The 17140-nt window shown below is 45.6% G+C and carries 16 protein-coding genes; 5 read left to right on the top strand and 11 right to left on the bottom strand.

Features of this window, described 5'->3' with window-relative positions; genetic code table 11:
- Positions 1-82 precede the first annotated feature (82 nt).
- The 3 genes from ACXAD4_RS25440 to ACXAD4_RS25430 all read left to right on the top strand — a co-directional run bounded on the left by ACXAD4_RS25440 (position 83) and on the right by ACXAD4_RS25430 (position 2588).
- Positions 83-559 (top strand): CreA family protein, encoded by a 477-nt coding sequence (locus ACXAD4_RS25440; protein WP_475244808.1) that lies wholly within the window; start codon positions 83-85, stop codon positions 557-559.
- 296 nt (positions 560-855) lie between these two features.
- On the top strand, positions 856-1689 hold the full coding sequence (locus ACXAD4_RS25435) for a hypothetical protein (RefSeq protein ID WP_475244807.1): 834 nt from the start codon (positions 856-858) through the stop codon (positions 1687-1689).
- A 269-nt stretch (positions 1690-1958) separates the two neighbouring features.
- The gene (locus tag ACXAD4_RS25430) at positions 1959-2588 is read left to right on the top strand and encodes a heme-binding beta-barrel domain-containing protein (RefSeq protein WP_475244806.1); all 630 of its coding nucleotides are present in this window, start codon (positions 1959-1961) and stop codon (positions 2586-2588) included.
- Positions 2589-2675: 87 nt separating this feature from the next.
- Here the strand turns inward: ACXAD4_RS25430 and ACXAD4_RS25425 are convergent, their stop codons facing one another.
- The 6 genes from ACXAD4_RS25425 to ACXAD4_RS25400 all read right to left on the bottom strand — a co-directional run bounded on the left by ACXAD4_RS25425 (position 2676) and on the right by ACXAD4_RS25400 (position 10379).
- A complete protein-coding gene (locus tag ACXAD4_RS25425; RefSeq protein WP_475244805.1) occupies positions 2676-3842 on the bottom strand; it encodes an ABC transporter permease in 1167 nt (388 codons plus the stop codon).
- Positions 3839-4984 carry an ABC transporter permease gene (locus ACXAD4_RS25420; protein ID WP_475244804.1) on the bottom strand — a complete coding sequence of 382 codons (1146 nt, stop codon included), beginning with the start codon at positions 4982-4984 and terminating at the stop codon, positions 3839-3841. The genes ACXAD4_RS25425 and ACXAD4_RS25420 overlap by 4 nt, the downstream gene beginning before the upstream one ends.
- Entirely contained in the window at positions 4981-5970 is a 990-nt protein-coding gene (locus ACXAD4_RS25415; RefSeq protein ID WP_475244803.1) for an HlyD family secretion protein, read from the bottom strand. Before ACXAD4_RS25415 ends, ACXAD4_RS25420 begins: the two co-directional genes overlap by 4 nt.
- A complete protein-coding gene (locus tag ACXAD4_RS25410) occupies positions 5967-7421 on the bottom strand; it encodes a TolC family protein (RefSeq protein WP_475244802.1) in 1455 nt (484 codons plus the stop codon). The genes ACXAD4_RS25415 and ACXAD4_RS25410 overlap by 4 nt, the downstream gene beginning before the upstream one ends.
- Before the next feature lie 397 nt (positions 7422-7818).
- Positions 7819-8664 (bottom strand): helix-turn-helix transcriptional regulator, encoded by an 846-nt coding sequence (locus ACXAD4_RS25405; RefSeq protein WP_475244801.1) that lies wholly within the window; start codon positions 8662-8664, stop codon positions 7819-7821.
- Positions 8665-9017: 353 nt separating this feature from the next.
- On the bottom strand, positions 9018-10379 hold the full coding sequence (locus ACXAD4_RS25400; protein ID WP_475244800.1) for a class-II fumarase/aspartase family protein: 1362 nt from the start codon (positions 10377-10379) through the stop codon (positions 9018-9020).
- Between the two features lie 347 nt (positions 10380-10726).
- Between ACXAD4_RS25400 and ACXAD4_RS25395 the strand changes: the two genes are divergently transcribed.
- Positions 10727-11899, top strand: coding sequence for a cation:proton antiporter domain-containing protein (locus tag ACXAD4_RS25395; protein WP_475244799.1), 1173 nt, complete (start codon positions 10727-10729; stop codon positions 11897-11899).
- Here the strand turns inward: ACXAD4_RS25395 and ACXAD4_RS25390 are convergent.
- The 3 genes from ACXAD4_RS25390 to ACXAD4_RS25380 form a co-directional block, all read right to left on the bottom strand.
- On the bottom strand, positions 11896-12600 hold the full coding sequence (locus ACXAD4_RS25390) for a hypothetical protein (protein WP_475244798.1): 705 nt from the start codon (positions 12598-12600) through the stop codon (positions 11896-11898). The genes ACXAD4_RS25395 and ACXAD4_RS25390 overlap by 4 nt on opposite strands.
- Before the next feature lie 207 nt (positions 12601-12807).
- A complete protein-coding gene (locus tag ACXAD4_RS25385) occupies positions 12808-14031 on the bottom strand; it encodes an HlyD family secretion protein (RefSeq protein ID WP_475244797.1) in 1224 nt (407 codons plus the stop codon).
- Positions 14024-14398 carry an MFS transporter gene (locus ACXAD4_RS25380; RefSeq protein WP_475244796.1) on the bottom strand — a complete coding sequence of 125 codons (375 nt, stop codon included), beginning with the start codon at positions 14396-14398 and terminating at the stop codon, positions 14024-14026. The genes ACXAD4_RS25385 and ACXAD4_RS25380 overlap by 8 nt, the downstream gene beginning before the upstream one ends.
- A 209-nt stretch (positions 14399-14607) precedes the next feature.
- On the opposite strand from ACXAD4_RS25380, the gene ACXAD4_RS25375 reads away from it, so the two are divergent.
- Positions 14608-15639, top strand: a complete 1032-nt coding sequence (locus ACXAD4_RS25375) for an AraC family transcriptional regulator (protein ID WP_475244795.1) — start codon at positions 14608-14610, stop codon at positions 15637-15639.
- A 102-nt stretch (positions 15640-15741) separates the two neighbouring features.
- Here the strand turns inward: ACXAD4_RS25375 and ACXAD4_RS25370 are convergent, their stop codons facing one another.
- Both ACXAD4_RS25370 and ACXAD4_RS25365 read right to left on the bottom strand, forming a co-directional pair.
- Positions 15742-16206, bottom strand: coding sequence for a hypothetical protein (locus ACXAD4_RS25370; RefSeq protein ID WP_475244794.1), 465 nt, complete (start codon positions 16204-16206; stop codon positions 15742-15744).
- A gap of 175 nt (positions 16207-16381) precedes the next feature.
- Positions 16382-16891 (bottom strand): porin family protein, encoded by a 510-nt coding sequence (locus tag ACXAD4_RS25365; protein ID WP_317520666.1) that lies wholly within the window; start codon positions 16889-16891, stop codon positions 16382-16384.
- Positions 16892-17140: the final 249 nt, after the last annotated feature.

The raw sequence follows: 17140 nt of genomic DNA, 5'->3' as shown, positions 1-17140 counted from the left end.
AGAATTTCATCTCTAGCACCGAGGAAATAGAAATTAGCGCCAAGTTGCTGCTATCATGATGAAAAATGATGGAGAAATAATAATGAAATCAAAATTAATGCTTGCGGGCCTGCTAGCCGCAACCACTGCTTTGAGCGGTTGTTCAGATGATGAAGTTGGTGATGTCAGCCTTGGCATGTTCACCATGAAGGATATCAAAATCGGGCATTTGAAAGATGATGTTGTCACCGGTGTAACCTGTCATATCGCTTCTATCGAGGCAAACTTAAGCCTAGCCGATCCAAGTGACAGCTCCATTTCTTGTCGTCAAACCGGTGATATTACCCCAGAGATGATCGCGCAGATCGATAAATCTAAATCTGGCGAAGTGGTGTTCAAAAAATCCAAAAGCATCTTCTTCAAAACGATGAAAGTCAGACGCATCTATGATGCTGAGAACCAGACGCTACTTTACCTTTCATATACCACGAAAGAGACTGAAGGTAGCTTCAAGCATAGTCTTTCGACTGTCCCGTTATATGGAACAAAAGCTTATCAGGCTCCGACGCCAGCACAGTAACTGTATTTATAATGCAATCAAGGTGGAAGTATTCATTTTCCACCTTCATTCTTCCCCTTTTATATCAAGAAATTGCAGTGATATTTAAGCACTGGCGGTTTCGGTCAATAGTCACTCACCTCCCTTCACACCCTCAACCTAAGTTTGAGATACTCATCACTGGCGTTTTCTTGTCTATTATCAAAATTTCGAAGCACCTCGTAAAACGTAAACTCCATCTCCTTACATGCATAAAATCGCCCACAACCTACTGTTAACATTGAGGTTGTCGTACATCGAATATAAAAGGGATTTGGATGAACACTTTGTCAAAAAGCTTAGCTACTTCACTATCTGTTTTCTTGATAACAGCATGCGGTGGTGGTAGTGGAGGAAGCGAAAATACAAGCAATAACGATACCTCAGCGAACTCAGGAAATATCGTCAGCATTCCAGCAACAACTCAGAATTCAGGTGCTAGTAGTGGTCATAACACCAATGAATTGAACTTCAATACAAATATCATTCTCAACAGCAAAAGTCAGGCAGTTACTGGTGTCACAAGAATATACAACTATGATAACCCTCAAGTAGGGCTGTTTGTTGATCATCTCGATAAAATTGCTCTATTTGCTGATGGTCAAAAAGTTGATCTTAACGAGGATTACTCGGTTGAATTTGGAACCAGTTACAGTTACACACTACCCAATAATGCCAGCAGCTATGAATTCAGCTATACCCGTAATAGCGAACTTGTATCCGAAGGTAGCATAGACTCTCTGCCACAAGCATTTGGTGTCGCGGGAGTTGCAAATGGAGATGAAGTTTCCATAACACTATACAAAAACCAAAACCATAGTTATGAATACACAGCAGAGAGTTTATACTGCACAGCCTTTAATGACTATGCTCCTACAAACATTGATTCAATATATTCCCTTAATGGTGAAGGTGTTCTAACTGGTGATTATCAAAAAAATATCAACACCCTTTTTAATAAAAATGTTGATAATTTAAAATCAGACTACAGCTCTTGCTTTGTTGAAGTCTTTTTCTCATCACGTTCGGAAAGCATTAACAAAGAGTTATCGAGTAAAAACATTTCAATATTCACGTTTGCAACCCAGCATATTGAAGTGGAATTATTTTAATCACTTAAACTTCAAAGCCACTTATTGCTTTAGTGGCTTTTTCGACCTTTTATTGACCTAGCCTTAGATACTATAGATATTTCAATATAATTCAGGATGTAAGGGATTACTTTCTAAGCATTCCTTCATCACATAGTTAAAACATAAAAGCCATTTACACAACCAATAATTAACACAGATCAATAATTAACCATTATTCATTCATGTAAAGTAGCCGCCATAACAAGAATTAATTCATCTTAAATGAAAAAACCAAAAGGAAGCTCAATATGAAAAACACAATTATTGCTCTTGGTATATCGGCTGCACTTTCCCTACCCGCTTTTGCTAGCGATGAAAGTACAATCATTGATGGCATGGACTTCGGACCGTTAGCACAATTAGTTGGCACCTGGATTTCTGCTGATGCTGGCGGTGTCGATATCGCTCCGGCTCAGAAAGATCTAGACGTTGCCGCAGGCTCTCCAGCCGTCACACCTTTCTATGAAACAATGACTTTTGAGGTGGCCGCAGATGCGACTAATGCCAGTGACCAGTACCTTGTCGCGCTTTATTACAAGCAGGAAGTCTTCCGTAAGGAGGACGATTCTAAGTTCCATGATCAGCGTGGTTACTTTGTCTATGATAAAGCCAACCAGAAGGTGTACAACTCATTCTGTGTGCCTAGGAACACTTGTGTAACAGCTGAAGGGGCTGCTGGCGACCATATGACTTTAGTCGCTTCAGAGCGTGGGATTGCTGAGTCAGACTACATGAAAGAAAATGCCACCACCACAGACTTTACCATGAGCATTCAGATTGAAGATGACAAAATGACTTATTCACAAACTACCTTGTTGGATATTTATGGTCAGTCTGTATCTCATACTGACTCTAGTATTTTAGTTAAAGTTGAATAGAAGCAGTAAACATTAACTAGGATTAATTACACATTAATTTAGATAAAATTAAAAGAGTGATGCTCATATTTTACATCACTCTTTCTTTTATCGTTTAACTGCAAGTTTGGTTTTCCGCTTAATTCTCAGCATTAACCTTGCTGCAATAACTCCATATATGATGACCTGTAGCCACAGCTGTCCCCATAAAGCTAATACTTGATTAAAGTCCGCACCCATTTGGTTCAGCCGCAAAAAGGCATTAATAGCTGGAGTAGAAGGAGCAAGTTGAGCTAACAATGAAATTGGCGCAGGGATCATTTCAACCGGCCAGATAAATCCAGTCGAAAATACCAGCGGTAAAGAGCTTAGCAACACCACCACTGTCGCTAGTTCTCGCCTTGGGATCAACTGCCCCAATATCATGCCTAGAAAGATCACTGACAATAAAAATGGCATTGTAATCAGCAGCAAATCACTCATCGATGCTAAACGGCTAATATTGTAATAACTAAAGCTAAAGCCAAAGTAATACATAACTAACGGCAGGTAGATAAGGGTAAACACTATGCCGCGCACCAATACAATACGCCTTGCTGGATAGTGGAGCCAATAGCCACTCTGCCCGGCACGCTGATACTCGTTCTGACCACCTCCAAGTAAACCAACCGCAATCAGCAGTGTTTGATGCAGAATCAATACAAATACAGCTGGTACAACATAATCCACATAGCCCATGGTCGGGTTGAAGACAGGCTGGGCATTGAGTTTTATGGCAGTGTAATGCTCTGCGGCCAATGCCATATCACTGCCCGTCATGACCATTCTCGCTACTTTTACCTCTGTCCCCAATGTACCGGCTGCTGTGGCTATGCCTTCTGCAATGGTGCCGTACACGAGAAAGTATGCCGCATCACCGCCGTATGCCAATGTCGGGCTTTTTCCAAGTAAAACATCCCGCTGGAAGTCTTTCGGGATCACCAATAGTCCTTGCGCCTTGCCTTGGTTCACGAGATCTTTGGCAGCATTCACCGACTCAGCCCTGGCTGTGATGATCACCTGCGGAGTGGCATCAACCATGCGCTCGAGCTTGCGTCCTAACTCTGATTGATCCAAGTTCACTACCACAATCTGCTGCTCTCGTGGCAATTGTTGGGTATATGGCAGTGGATAAAGAAACGAGTAAATCAGCACTCCACCAAACACGGTAAAGAGAATCGATGGGTTGGTAAAGATAGCCATCAGCTCAAACTTAAATAACGAACGCCAACTCATACCTCCCCCTCCGGTATCTTACTCAAATGGCCAACCCGCCTAGCAGACAAAATCCAAGTCACAAGAAATGTCAGCAAGCAAAGTAACTGAGGGATTTCCTGCAGAAAAGTCATGCCATGGTTCACCTGATGCAACTGAACATCCAAGTAATGGGTTGCAGGCAACATTGCTCGCCAGACCAGCGCGAAACTAGGCATATCTGTAGCTGGGAAAGTCACCCCCACAAAAGCAAATGCGGGCGCGGTAAAGCCGGCAGCCAAGCTCATTGCCTTTGTGGCATCCAAGGTAAACAGGAAGAACAGGCACGCGACACCCTGGCAGGCTAGCACCATCAGTAATTGGGCAAGCAGTAAAATCCACCACTGCCCATGCATTGGCCAGTTAAGCTCATGATACAAAGCCAGTACAAAGAGAATGCCCTGCACGAAAAACAGTACGGTATAAGGCATAAGCTTAGCGATGAGATTACGCTTAGGCGTATCGCCCAGCCATGCTCTGATCCCATCCTTACGCTGCTCCGCCGACAAGGCTATGATGGTGGTGATAACAATCGCAATTTGCCAGATTGCCGGGATAGTCGCTGAGACCAAGAACTGGCCATAGTGGCTGTTGGCGTTATATAACGGCGTTATCTGGTTTCTAACCGGTACCGCTTGCCCCAACGCTTGTTGGGGAACCCGGCTCCCAGAAACCATATTCCGTAAGGTGTCTATTTGGGCATTAAGCGTCCCCTGAGCCTGTACAACCGCCGATTTCACCAATTTTCCGATCAGTACAAACTGGCTGTTATAGAAAACAGTGGCTGTGGGTGATTTTCCGAGCTTGGTGTCTTGTTCCAAGTTTGTCGGGATCACCACCAGCGCATAAATATCCCCACCTCGCAAAGCGTGGCTGCCTTCAGCCACGGAAGAATAGGCGTTAGACACTGCCAAAGTCGGGTTGGCATCATAATAACGCACCAACTGACGTGACAGTTGGCTGTGATCTAAATCGACCACGCCGACGGGTAAGTCTCTGGCGATCCCCGAGGAAAAAATGGCCCAAATGACAGTAAACAGCACCAGCGGTAGCCAAGTTGTTAATGACAACAGCCAGCGCTCTTCCCGGATCAAGCGCCATTCACGTGCGAGTTGAATCTTCATTCGCTAACAATCACGCTCATGCCAACACGAAGCCCTTCAACAGGCGTAACCGGACGAGCTTCCACTTCAAACGTACGCATATCAAATCCTTGGGCTGCATCCGTCGTACGCCATGTAGCAAAGTCACCCATCACCGCGACATGAGTCACCTTGAAGGTATAAGACTCATCCCCCAGAGCAGGGATCTTCGCCTCAAATTCTTTCCCCTGCGGGTAATGCTTCAGGTTATCTTCTCGGATATTGAAAAGTGCCCAGGCATCGTCCATGTCGACAACACTAACAACAGGGAAACCTTGCGGAGCAAGCTCACCTTCATGCAATAGCACCTGGCTCACTTCCCCATCAAACCAGCTAGATATCTGGGTGTCAGCCGCATAAGCTTCTACTTCAGCAACTGCGCCAGCGGCCATACGGGCTTTTTCCGCAGCAGCGCGTTTCGTTTCAACTCGCGCACCTTCTTTGGCCATGGTATACATCTGGTAGGCTGCTTGCTCGGTATAACGTGCTGCTTGCCATTGAGTGTAAGCCTCATCGCGCTTTTGCTCTGCCATAACACCTTCTTTATAAAGGTTATCTACTCGGCGGTAGGTCTTTTGCATAAGAGCAGCAGCTGCCTTGGCTTTTTGCCACTGATCGCGCGAAGCAGCAATTTCCTGCTCACGGGCACCTTTTTCCGCTTGCTGTGACATTGCATCAGCGGCTTCTTCACCCGCACGAGCCTGCTCGAGTTTGGCATCAATTTCCGGGCTGGAAAGCGTGAAGATCAACTCCCCTTTTGCCACCATATCGCCTTTGCGCACAAGAACTTGTTCAATACGCCCAGGCACTTTGGAAGAAATATTGTAATGCTGAGCTTCAACTTGCCCTTGCATACGAATCGGTGTTGGTTGGTACCCTGCCCAGAATTCATAACCCAGCCATCCAACCACTGCGGTTACTGACACTGCAGTGGCGATCAACGTCGCTTTTGATTTGCCGTTTCTCATGACTGAACCTCTAACCCTTGATATTGCTGATATTGTTTAAAACTATTGATTTCACTGCTGACTGCTAACAAGCGAGTCAAAGAGATAACATATTGATATGCTGCAGCTGCCCGCTGCGTTTTGACGCTGGCCAGATACAGCTCGGCATCGACCACATCCAAAGATGTCGACAAGCCTTGGCTAAAGGCCTTTTCACGCAAGCTGACATTTTCTTTGGCCAAATCCAAACTTGAAGCTAATCCGTTGTATTCTTCCAGCGACTGCATCGCCTCGCGGTAGGTTTTCTCAACCAATACCGTCAAATCCTGCTCAGCCTGCGCACGTAAGTAATTAACTTGCGTAACAGCACTGTGTGCCGCTTTTACTTTGCCCGAACGACCAGAGCTATCGAGCAGAGGAATGTTCACTCCCACTCCAACAGCCCAATCAGGTGCCGTTTTCGCGGCAAGAGTATCGTCCTCATGCAGGTTATAGTTACCGTATAGATACACTTCCGGGTAGTACTTACCCTTCTCTGCCGCCATCAGGCCTTGCGCTTGCTTCTTCTTAGCATCCAAAATTTGCAACCCCGGATAGCCCGCCAGTGTCTTTTCAATGAACGCCGACATAGGAGGCAACGACTCATTGACAAACAATGAGGAAGTCGGGACTGCCGGCGAACTGACTTTCAGCAGTTTGGTCAATGCAACTTGGGCAATCTCCATATCACGTTGAGCTTTCTGACGCTCGACTCGTGCTTTATCGTAAGACGCTTGAGCCTGAAGACGCTCAACCTTGGCTATCTGTCCTTGCTGTTCAAGCTTTTGGGCACGCTCAAAATGTTTTTTCAGACCACTTTCAACCTCGATACGCGTTTCCAACACTTTTTGAGTAAGTGCAACGCCAAAATAAAATTTTGAAAGGTCTTCAAAAGTTGCCTGCTGCTTCATCGCCAATAAATGGTTTGCTTCTTCGGTTTGGCTCTTGGCAATGTCTTGTGCTGCTGTAATTCGGCCACCAGTAAAGATCGGCCATACCGCGCGTATTGAACTGGTAAACACTTCACGGTTAGTGAGCTGTGAGGTAAACAACTGGTCAACAATAGGCGAAGTCGGAATAACGCCACCTATCGGCATACTGTCAATTAAATCAGACGGTTTGATTTCTATGGGTTTATCAAGCCGAGTATATTTTGCCGTCGCCGTGATAGAAGGAAGATACAAGTCTTTTGCAGCATCCTGCATATTTTCGGTACGCTCAATATTCGCCCGTTCAGCAGCCAAGCCATCATTCTGGCCCACGACTGCCTGCCATGCATCCAGAAAGCTAACAGGGTGTTTCGCCTGTGCTGACGCGGAGCCTCCGATTGAGTTGTAATGTGGGTCATTATCAATAATGGTGTTGGCACTTGACGATGCCGGTACCACCACCATTGCCCAGCAGGTAAGCACCGCAGCTGGCGTTAATCTCATTGTTAAAATACCTATATGCCTGATTAAATGGCTTGATTTGCCAATTTTAGAGTAATAACTCTAAAAATCAATGACCGTGACGCAAGTCACGCAAATAGGTGCGACAATTTACGGCTCATATTGAAAATATGAATGCAACCTCAACCATTGTGTCGTTACGCCAAACGGATAAATGCAAAACCGACATACCGTATACGACATAAACCTTAGCTATACACGGCATGTGGAATAAGGCACCCACATCACTTGATATATTGGCACTCACATACCGCAGGGGTATTCAAAAATACATTTCATCCCTGAATAAATAAGATAAGAACTTGAGGGAGGCGGACAAGTTAACTGGCTTATATTAAGGTAGGGTTAAGGGTTTATCGCCTGATAACACGGGCTTAAATTACGGCTCATCATTCAAACTCAGAATGATTTTCTGATAAACCTTCGGGGTAAGGCCACTGATGCGCTTAAAAGAGCGGGAAAAATGAGCGATATTGGAGTAGCCCAACTGGTTGGCAATATGGGTAAGGGACAAATTTTCGCCCATCATATCCGCGGCAACCGTGTAGAGGAGGTTATCTTTAATTCGCCTGAAACTGGTGCGCTCTTCAGTCAGCCTTCTCTGCAATGTCCGGGGGGTCATACTGAGCAGTTCAGCGGCTTCTTCGAGTGTGAGATTATGCTCGCGGACATAAGGTAACAATGAAGTAAAAACACGGTCAGTAAAATTAGCATGCCAACTAACCAATGGCTTCTTTTCTTCAAATGCCTTGGGGCTTATTCTAAGCGGCAACGCCAACACCTCATCATCAATTAGCCATTCAACGCGCTCATTGCCGACAAAATACTGGATCGAGTTACCAAGAATCGATTGATAAACATCCGCATTGTCTGATTGGATTTTAATCTGAGCGGGCAGCCAGTCTCTTTGCGTCAGCACACTGATAAACTCCACTGCGTAGAGCACTGCCCAAATTTCAGACCACAAGAACAAGGCACTTTCATCGACTTTACGTTTGCACCAATACCATGTTCTGCCGTGATTGGTTTCCAACCCCACATTGGCAACGGTAGAATCATAAAGAAATACTGCCTGACTAAGCTCTAAAGCCTCCTTAACCGTTTTGCATTGTGAAAATTCCCCTATTAGCCGCGGGATTGCTTTACGCCTGATTGCGGTTCGCAAAATATCACCAAACTGAGTGATCCCCAGCTGGTTTGCCAGGAGGTATATCAGCTTTTTCATTGGCTCCTGGGGGAGGAACTCTTGGTCTAAATCAAACAGATCCGGCGGAAGCCCTGAGTCTTTAATCGCTTGGTGGGGGTCATGGTTGTATTCGTAAAATATCTCTACCAATACTCGGGCATAACCGGACTTGATCAAAGGAACAACAGGATCTTTGCTACTACTCATAGGCTGGGTTCATCTGCTCTACTCTAAGGTTTAAGGTTAGAGCGATACCGCAAGATGGCAAATACAGAGTTAACTGGGGGGAGCGAGAACGAATAAGTATCCTTTGGAGATTTTGAAGATAAAACAGAGCCAGCGTTTGTAAGCTGGCTCTTAGAGACTAATTTTGGTACACACTTACAGCGTAATTATTGCTTCATCACCTTGTGATACTGAGCGACCGTTTCATCGATCAACTCATCATTACAGCCGAGATAATGTTGCGGGTCACATGCCTCATCAATCTCTGCTGGAGACAAGATAGCTGACACCTCATGATCCTGTCTTAGCACCTCAACCAAGCTTCCCTCAGCTGGGGCATTAGCAATCGCTGATTTGACCTTGCTGTAACCTTCACCGCGACCGGCTTTTTCAGCCACCTTCATCATTACCGCTTCCGACATAATGAAGTTACGGGATGCTTCAAAGTTATCACGCATGCGCTGCTTATTGATCATAAGGTTACCTATCAGTCTCTGAGCGCGTTCCAATGCTGTCGAAACAGCCAAAGACGATTCTGGCACCAAACTCCAGTTCAACACCCGCATCGAGGCAGAGCGGACATCATGCTGATCCATCAAGTTCGGCGCACTGCTAGCGTACATCCACCCCATACGTGACAGAGTCTGAATCATATTGGCTGCACGGGGATTGGCTTTGTGCGGCATTGTACTTGAGCCCCCTCCCGATTCACCCTCGTGAACTTCGGCAATAGATGCCCGCCCCATGGTTTCTGTGTCATTGGCTATGCGACACAAGGTACCGTGGATCAAAGCAAAGAACTGGATGAGCTCGGCAATGTTATCCAAGCTAGCATTACCCAAGCCTTTTGGCTCTGTCAGGCCAAGGGAAGAAAATAGACCTTTACGAACGGCTAGCCCTTGAGGGCCAATCGAGGATAAATTCCCCACAGCCCCACCGTACATACCTGTGGTTGCCCGTGGGTAAAGTTCATCAAGACGGACGATATGACGAGTAATTTCCTGCAGATAGCTGCTTACCTGTAGACCCCAGGTAGTCGGCAGGGCGTCCATTGCATTGGTTCGCGCTACCATCACAGTGTGCTTGTGGGAAAGCGCCATACTTTCAAGCTGATCACCGAGGGTCACAAGTTGAATTCGTACCAAGTCTAGTGATTGCTTTACCCGCATCGCCAAACTGGTGTCGAGCAGATCCTGGGTAGTACATCCCCAATGCAAATACTTTTCGACTAACTCATCACCTTGGTCAGTTAACTGATCAACCAGCGGTTTGATGGCCATTCCGACACGCTGGGTGTCATTAGCAAGGCGCGGCCAATCGATGATGTCTGGTTTACAAACCTGTTCTATCGAGGCAGCAGCTTGCTGTGGAATAAGCCCAAGCTCAGCCTGAACCTTGGCAATGCTTACTTCGAAGGTTAACCATGTTTGGATAAGGTTGTCGTCTGACCATATCCGCTTCATTTCATTTTGGGTAAAAAGCGGGGAGTAGAGGGTTGAGTCAAAAACAGAGACATTTGAGCCGGGCATATGCTTCATCCTAAGCGCCAATCGATAGAGATTAAGACTACTCTGCCATAAAAGTGATTACTGTGCTTAATGAAAAAAAAGCGGGCATCAGCCCGCAGCAAATTAAGCCTAATCAAGCAACATCCATATTGCTGAGAACCATTACGAAATAAAGAATAGCATTCTGTATATTCACGGAGCAATAAATCGCACACCATTCCGTGACACTAATCACATTAAGATGCCTTTTTCTGCTACCACCTCTAACAACATCTGAGTGCAACCAGACGCTTAGGCGTAACAGAACAAGATGAGCCAAACTTATGTGACACCATGTTGCAGGATGTCTCTCATGCGGTTGTATTGGTATGCCGATTGAATTAGCCCCCATCATCTTCGAGCTATGCGCGATCATTATCAGCGCAGCGATCTTGGGTACGCTTTTTTTATATGCCTGCCAACCCATAATCTTGGCTTACATTGCTGCCGGAGTCGTCATCGGCCCATACGGCTTTAACCTGATCCCCAATGCCGAACACATTACCCAAATCGGCAATATCGGCGTTATTCTCTTGCTATTTCTAATTGGCTTGAACCTGCAGCCGAGGAAGTTGCTCAACCTTTTCAAAGAAAGTGCCATTATCACCCTTGGTACCTGTGTCTTCTTTTTCACTGTCACCTTGCTGTTCTGCCTAGCGATCCGGCTGTCACTACTGGATGCAATGATCTGCGCTGCAGCCTTGATGTTTTCCAGTACAGTCATTGGCCTTAAGCTCATTCCAACCACCACATTGCACCACCAGCGTATGGGGGAAGTGATCACCAGTATCTTGCTGGTTCAGGACGTTATCGCCATCAGTGTGATCATCTTCCTCAACATGGACGGTGGCAATGCCATGATGGTTGGGTTTTTATTAATGCTGGGTAAGTTCGTTGCGATCTGTACTCTCGCGTTTATTGGTGTGCGCTACATTATTTTGCCGCTTTTTAGGAAGTTTGATGTAATCCAGGAGTACAGCTTTTTGGCAACATTGGCGTGGTGCTTCTTCTGGGCGGAGTTGAGCCATCAGGTAGGGCTGTCCTACGAGAGCGGTGCATTTATTGCGGGTATTTCGATTGCGACCAGCCGGGTATCACAGGCCATATCTGTCCATTTGAAACCACTGAGGGAATTTTTCCTGATCCTATTTTTCTTTGCCATTGGCGCCAGGATGGATTTCAGCGAATGGAACCAATACACCTTCTTTGGTATCGCATTTGGTGGCTTGATGGTGGTGATCAAATACTGGGGATTCTCCACCGCGCTGAAACTGGCCAAAGAAAAGCCCACTATGCAGCATGAGCTAAGTGCCAGACTCAGCCAAGCCAGTGAATTTTCCTTCCTCGTTGCCTATGCGGCAATGATCAGCGGCTTGTTATCTATGGAAGCGATCTTGTTCATTCAAATGGCGACCATCACCACATTTATTATCTCAACCTACTGGGTGGTAAACCGCTTCCCGACTCCTATCTCCACGGTCAAGAAATTGCGCAAGGATTAATCTGAAAACGGCTGGCTCGCTTGCAGTAAAATTTCATTGTTTTTAACAGTAACTCGAACCAGTGTTAATCGCTCGAAACCTCTATGAGGATTATTGCGCTCTAACCAACTCGCTACACTATTAATATCTGCTTTTAGAGCTCGCTTGAAACTACGGTGATCTAGCAGGATAAATTCTCGCCGCACCGAAAAATCACTATGGTTTGCCAAGGTAAACAGCTGGTCATCAAGGGTTTGTTGATCTAGCACTTTAAGGCCGGATAATACATCAAGCGTTTCACCACCAACGGTCACTTGGGCAAACACATAGTTTTGACGGCGCAAACCGGCAAGCACGGCATTGTAATTGGCCAAGGTCATTTCCAACCTATACTCCACTCTATCGACTCCCCCTTCTGATATGAACGCCGTAAGCATTCCATCTTGAGTGCTGAACAGATTGGTTTGGTCAAAGCAAAATGCAACTCCTTCAGACTCAACACCATCATCCGTTTGGTACAGAGCTGAACAGTCAAAGCCTTCAGACAGTGATCTCATGTAGTCAACAGAATCACCAAATTCAAAATCCTGCTGTAGGAGATTGGCACTCGAAAGTGGCGAGAATAAAACCAAAGCAGTGGAAAGGACAAACAAGTAAGAGGCTGATATCTTGAAGGAAGCCGTAAAACGAAGGTGGCAGGTAAACGGAAAAACTAAAGGCATGATTAACGCTCCATGTAATCCGCCAATTATATACCCAAGTCACCGATAAAAAAAAGCTGCAATTCCTTAGCCTATAGAATTGCAGCCACTACGGTCAGCATTTTCGTAGTTAAAGTGGGATAACGCAGCTTCGGAAACCTTGTTATCCCAGAGCGGTAATCGGGATCTCACCCATCAATTTATCTTTGTATCGGGCGAAGGTTTGTTTTACATCGACCAGATGAAATAAATCTGGGATTTCATGCGGATAATAATGCCGCGGATGACATCTAAAAATGCCAAGAAATCAATCGGCTTCTCTGCACTTATCCATGCAAGGCCAACCGAGCCAACCGGGATGTCATAGTCACCGGGCTCGGTCAGTTTCAAACGGACAAAGTGGTGCTTATTCATGGCATTCTGGCCAGTAGTCTGGCGAACGTTATCATCCCTTGCCAGCAAACTGCCTTGAGATTCACCCGTCGCTTCGATAATGCCTTCTACCTCGGCACTGAACACCTTGCCCGGATAAACTGGTGAGGCGAACTCAGCTTGTTGGCCGACTTTGACATTACGGATTGCCTGATGGTTAACCCGCATCAAGACATACTTTTCATCGGTATACATCTGGATACGCGGCATGACACCAACATACTGACCTTCGCGCATGATGTAGTTGGTCAGGTAACCGTCAGCTGGGGCGTATACTCGAGTGTTGTCCAAGTTCCACTGCGCCTGTGCAACATCTTCTTGCTTGTTTGCCACATCCACCTTGCGGCTTTCTACAGATAGCCCTGCTTTCTCAAAAGCCAGTTGAGCACGCTGAGCGGATACTTTGGCTTTATCCAACTGTGACTGCAATGTCACTTGTTTAGCTCTTGCCACATCCACAGCGGTTTGTTGCTCATCCATCTGAGTTTCGGTAATCGTGTGCTTAACAACCCTGTTCTGCTCTTGATAACGGCGCAGCGTGGTTTCTTTCCACTCCAAGTCTTCCTTCGCCGCTTCTATCTCGTTCTGTGCAATTTCAATATCTTTCAGGGCCGCATGATGGTTTTGCTTGGCAATCAGCACATCTTCCTTTGCAATCGACAGAGCTACCTTGGCAGATCCCAATTGGGTCTCGGCTTTATTGAGTGCAATCTGGTATTGTTCATCATCCAAGATATAAACCAGCTGCCCCTTTTTCACCTTTTCATTCGGGCGTACCAAAATTTCATCAACATGGCCTTTGATTTTGGTCGAACCCGGGCGAAGCTGGATGTGCGGCGACTGCACTACCGAGCCACCGGACATGTCCATTGGCGCAAAGGTGATCAATCCAATCCAAACAAATACCAACCAACCCGCTCCGCCTAGATAAGAGAATGACTTGGTGAATTTATTCCAAGGCATCCCGACAAAACGAAGTAGATAAATAAATAGTGCCCATACCGCCAATCCCTCAAGCATTTTCAGACTCCTCTTCAGTCATGATCACAGGCTCAGACAAAGATGACTTGCTTACAACGGGTTGAGGTTGAAGATCTTTTTCTTTCCAAATATCTCGGATATGGCGAAGGGCTTGTTCGCCATCAACAAAGGCGATGATCACCGCGACGACCCATACCCAGTGCCAAATAAAGCCAATCCAAGTCAAGGCAGTAATCAACCCTATTTGGTGGTGTTCATTTTTATGGGCTTTTTGGATCGGTAATTCATGGATACGCCAAAATCCAAACACGGCTGCCGCAACAGATCCAATCAGGACCACAGCAGCAACAACATGAAGCGCAGTATCGACCCCATTGTCGACAAAAGGCATGCTGACGAGACTCATAACAGTTCTCCAATTTACTAACGCAAGACTAAACGCCGAATCAACACAGTTGAGTGCATCGCAACACGAAGAGTTGTCGGCTTTTTTCAAATTATTTTTGTGAGTGAGATTATGTAAGCAAGAGTGACTATTATCAGATGTTTGGATATATTGAATCGATACAGGCTAATTATTAAAACAATCAACCCACACAAGAGCAAAGAAGTGCCATGCCATTACCCGATTCTCAGTTTCAAGCTGGTTTTGTTCGATCCATTTTCTTCCAACCTTTTGTTCGGGCACTGGAGCAGCACTACGGGATCACAATTCAAGATCTAGGCATCCCCACAAAGCTGCTCGATGAGCCCATGACCTTGGTACCATTTTCAGATCTCAATCTATGGATGGAAGACTTGGAAAAGCTAATTGGCGATCAGGCATACCTGAGTCGTATGGCCAAAGATGTTAGTTTTACTAACATGGATAAACTGGGAGATTGGTTTCTCTCTACCCCCGAGCTTGCCCTTACTTTTCGTCGCATCAATTACGGCACATCCTGCTTGCAATCTGGGGCCACCTTCCACGGCGAGCTATCTGGCAAAATTATCAAATGGACTTATGACAACCATTTTTCGGTAGGTCGAGGACGCTTTCAGGACAGCTTACGGATGGCAATCATGTTCACCAATACCCTGCGCTATTTTATGGGGGAGGATTATCACCCGCTTACTGTCGAGCTCAGCGGTCCTCCTTGCGGTAAGGGCGAACTAGAGCGCTTCTTTGGGACTGACATACGCTGGAATGCCCCATCAACTCGAGTTTGGTTAGATATTTCCATCCTTGAGCACGGCAATACCTTTCCCTTCGAGCTCACCCGTCCGATGATGCTGACTAACCTAGAGCTAGACGAGTTCCTTAACATGCCCCAGCCCCATGATGCGGCTAAAATGATGTATGAAATGATCAACTACTCCCGGTTCTATGGCTATCCTAGCTTGGATTTTGTCGCAGAGAGATTCAGCCTATCTCGACAGCAGCTACAGCGTCGCCTACACCAGTTTGGCTGGAGCTTCAGCTCAATCACCAGCTATGTACTGTGCAATCAAGCAATAAAATACATGCAGGCAGATCTGAGCATAAAGGAAATTGCTGAAGAGCTGGGCTACAGCAATGTACAGAGTTTCAGCAAGGCTTTTCAACGCCAGCGGGGGCAAACCCCCACCCAGTATAAAGAGAAGCTACAGGAACGTAGCCGACGATAAACGTCTTAGCGTGAGAAAAAAGTAATAGATACCCAGGTGATTTTAATACCCAGGTACCTTAGATAAGGTACTGAAGAGATGATAATTCAGAGAAATTGTACCTTATGTTTGACGGGAACAATTTAAGGTAAAGCGTTGATCAGGGGTGATATGGTGACGCATCACAAACGCTGCGCGGTTATCACTTTCAAATTGAGGCTGGAAGAAAATTCGATAGCCAAGTAAATCGCGTCTAGCGTCACTATCAAACGGGTTTATATTCTTTTTATCGACCACGATTTGACGGGTCAATTGCTCCGGCTTCAATACATAATCGAGACCATTGTGGTAAAAGCTATAATCGACAGCCAACTTGAACTCCAGCTGGACTTGATTGTTCTCAGAGCGCCTCAACCATTCTTCTGAATGCATCGTCCCATCAGGCATAAATGTATATGATGTGGTCTCCCACATATTTTCTGTCCTATCCGGCCGCTGGCATAACCATGTGCCACCTTCCAGTTGAGTTGCATAAACTGGTGCTGCCAACATGCTTCCCATCAGTAGTCCAATCAGTTTTAACTTCATCCTTGAATCCTGACTTATTTACTCTAATACAATTAGTTATAGCAGTATCTAACCAAACAAGACAGCGAAATTACCGCTTCTCTATTGCCACTGCAGAGCTCAGGCTGAACAGAAAAAGGGGAAAGCGCATGCTTTCCCCTTGGTTTCTTTCTGCTTGTTTATACCAGCAGAGAATTTAGAAACGGTAATCTACCGACCAAACAACTTGTTGAGAGTAATCAATCTTCGTACTTTCTTTGTTATAGTCCTGATCAAGGTAGCGGTAAGTCAAATCAGTCGACCAGTTATCATTAATTTCATACATCGCACCTACCTGGCCACCCCAAACGAAATCTGTAGAGCTCTTGCTACCAATCTTATTATCAGCCACACCTGCAGATACACCCGCAAACAAGTTCACATTCTGATGAACAGGCATTAGATAATCATAAGAAGCTAGGAACATGTTCTGAGATGACTTGTCCATATAGCTGTATGTACCCATCACACGGTGATGGTCATTCATGATTGCACCACCACGTAGCTGGTAAGTTGCATCCTCACCGTTTTGGGCATTGGCACCTTTTACATTATCTTCTTGGTAACCTACACCACCACCCACGAACCACTGAGTGTCAGCAGCGAACGCTGGAGATGCTGCCATTACTGCTAATGCCAAAGTTGAGATTGCTGTGATCTTTTTCATGTATGTCTCCTTGGACTCCCAAGCTTCATTATTTGGTTATTGTCTAATGGGCCGGATAAGTCATATATAATTTGTTCTGTTCGCCAATCAATATACGCCTATTTACTGAACGTAAACTTAAAATATAAAACATTGTTTTTAACTTAATAAACGCTGAACAAATAATGTAAGTGCTCAGTTACGGCTCTCATAAAACAATAAATAATTAATCAAAAAAACGATAAATGAGGAATAATCACGCTATACAAT

Source organism: Photobacterium sp. AWH4_225 (genome assembly GCF_056158405.1).
Note: the sequence above shows the minus strand (reverse complement) of the source record. Positions and strands in the feature narration are given on the sequence as shown.

Coding starts and splice junctions, on each gene's coding strand:
- ACXAD4_RS25390 (WP_475244798.1), bottom strand. CDS start 12,600: ATGCCTTTAGTTTTTCCGTTTACCTGCCACCTTCGTTTTACGGCTTCC.
- ACXAD4_RS25375 (WP_475244795.1), top strand. CDS start 14,608: ATGCCATTACCCGATTCTCAGTTTCAAGCTGGTTTTGTTCGATCCATT.
- ACXAD4_RS25395 (WP_475244799.1), top strand. CDS start 10,727: ATGCCGATTGAATTAGCCCCCATCATCTTCGAGCTATGCGCGATCATT.
- ACXAD4_RS25430 (WP_475244806.1), top strand. CDS start 1,959: ATGAAAAACACAATTATTGCTCTTGGTATATCGGCTGCACTTTCCCTA.
- ACXAD4_RS25425 (WP_475244805.1), bottom strand. CDS start 3,842: ATGAGTTGGCGTTCGTTATTTAAGTTTGAGCTGATGGCTATCTTTACC.
- ACXAD4_RS25370 (WP_475244794.1), bottom strand. CDS start 16,206: ATGAAGTTAAAACTGATTGGACTACTGATGGGAAGCATGTTGGCAGCA.
- ACXAD4_RS25405 (WP_475244801.1), bottom strand. CDS start 8,664: ATGAAAAAGCTGATATACCTCCTGGCAAACCAGCTGGGGATCACTCAG.
- ACXAD4_RS25385 (WP_475244797.1), bottom strand. CDS start 14,031: ATGCTTGAGGGATTGGCGGTATGGGCACTATTTATTTATCTACTTCGT.
- ACXAD4_RS25420 (WP_475244804.1), bottom strand. CDS start 4,984: ATGAAGATTCAACTCGCACGTGAATGGCGCTTGATCCGGGAAGAGCGC.
- ACXAD4_RS25380 (WP_475244796.1), bottom strand. CDS start 14,398: ATGAGTCTCGTCAGCATGCCTTTTGTCGACAATGGGGTCGATACTGCG.
- ACXAD4_RS25365 (WP_317520666.1), bottom strand. CDS start 16,891: ATGAAAAAGATCACAGCAATCTCAACTTTGGCATTAGCAGTAATGGCA.
- ACXAD4_RS25410 (WP_475244802.1), bottom strand. CDS start 7,421: ATGAGATTAACGCCAGCTGCGGTGCTTACCTGCTGGGCAATGGTGGTG.
- ACXAD4_RS25440 (WP_475244808.1), top strand. CDS start 83: ATGAAATCAAAATTAATGCTTGCGGGCCTGCTAGCCGCAACCACTGCT.
- ACXAD4_RS25435 (WP_475244807.1), top strand. CDS start 856: ATGAACACTTTGTCAAAAAGCTTAGCTACTTCACTATCTGTTTTCTTG.
- ACXAD4_RS25400 (WP_475244800.1), bottom strand. CDS start 10,379: ATGCCCGGCTCAAATGTCTCTGTTTTTGACTCAACCCTCTACTCCCCG.
- ACXAD4_RS25415 (WP_475244803.1), bottom strand. CDS start 5,970: ATGAGAAACGGCAAATCAAAAGCGACGTTGATCGCCACTGCAGTGTCA.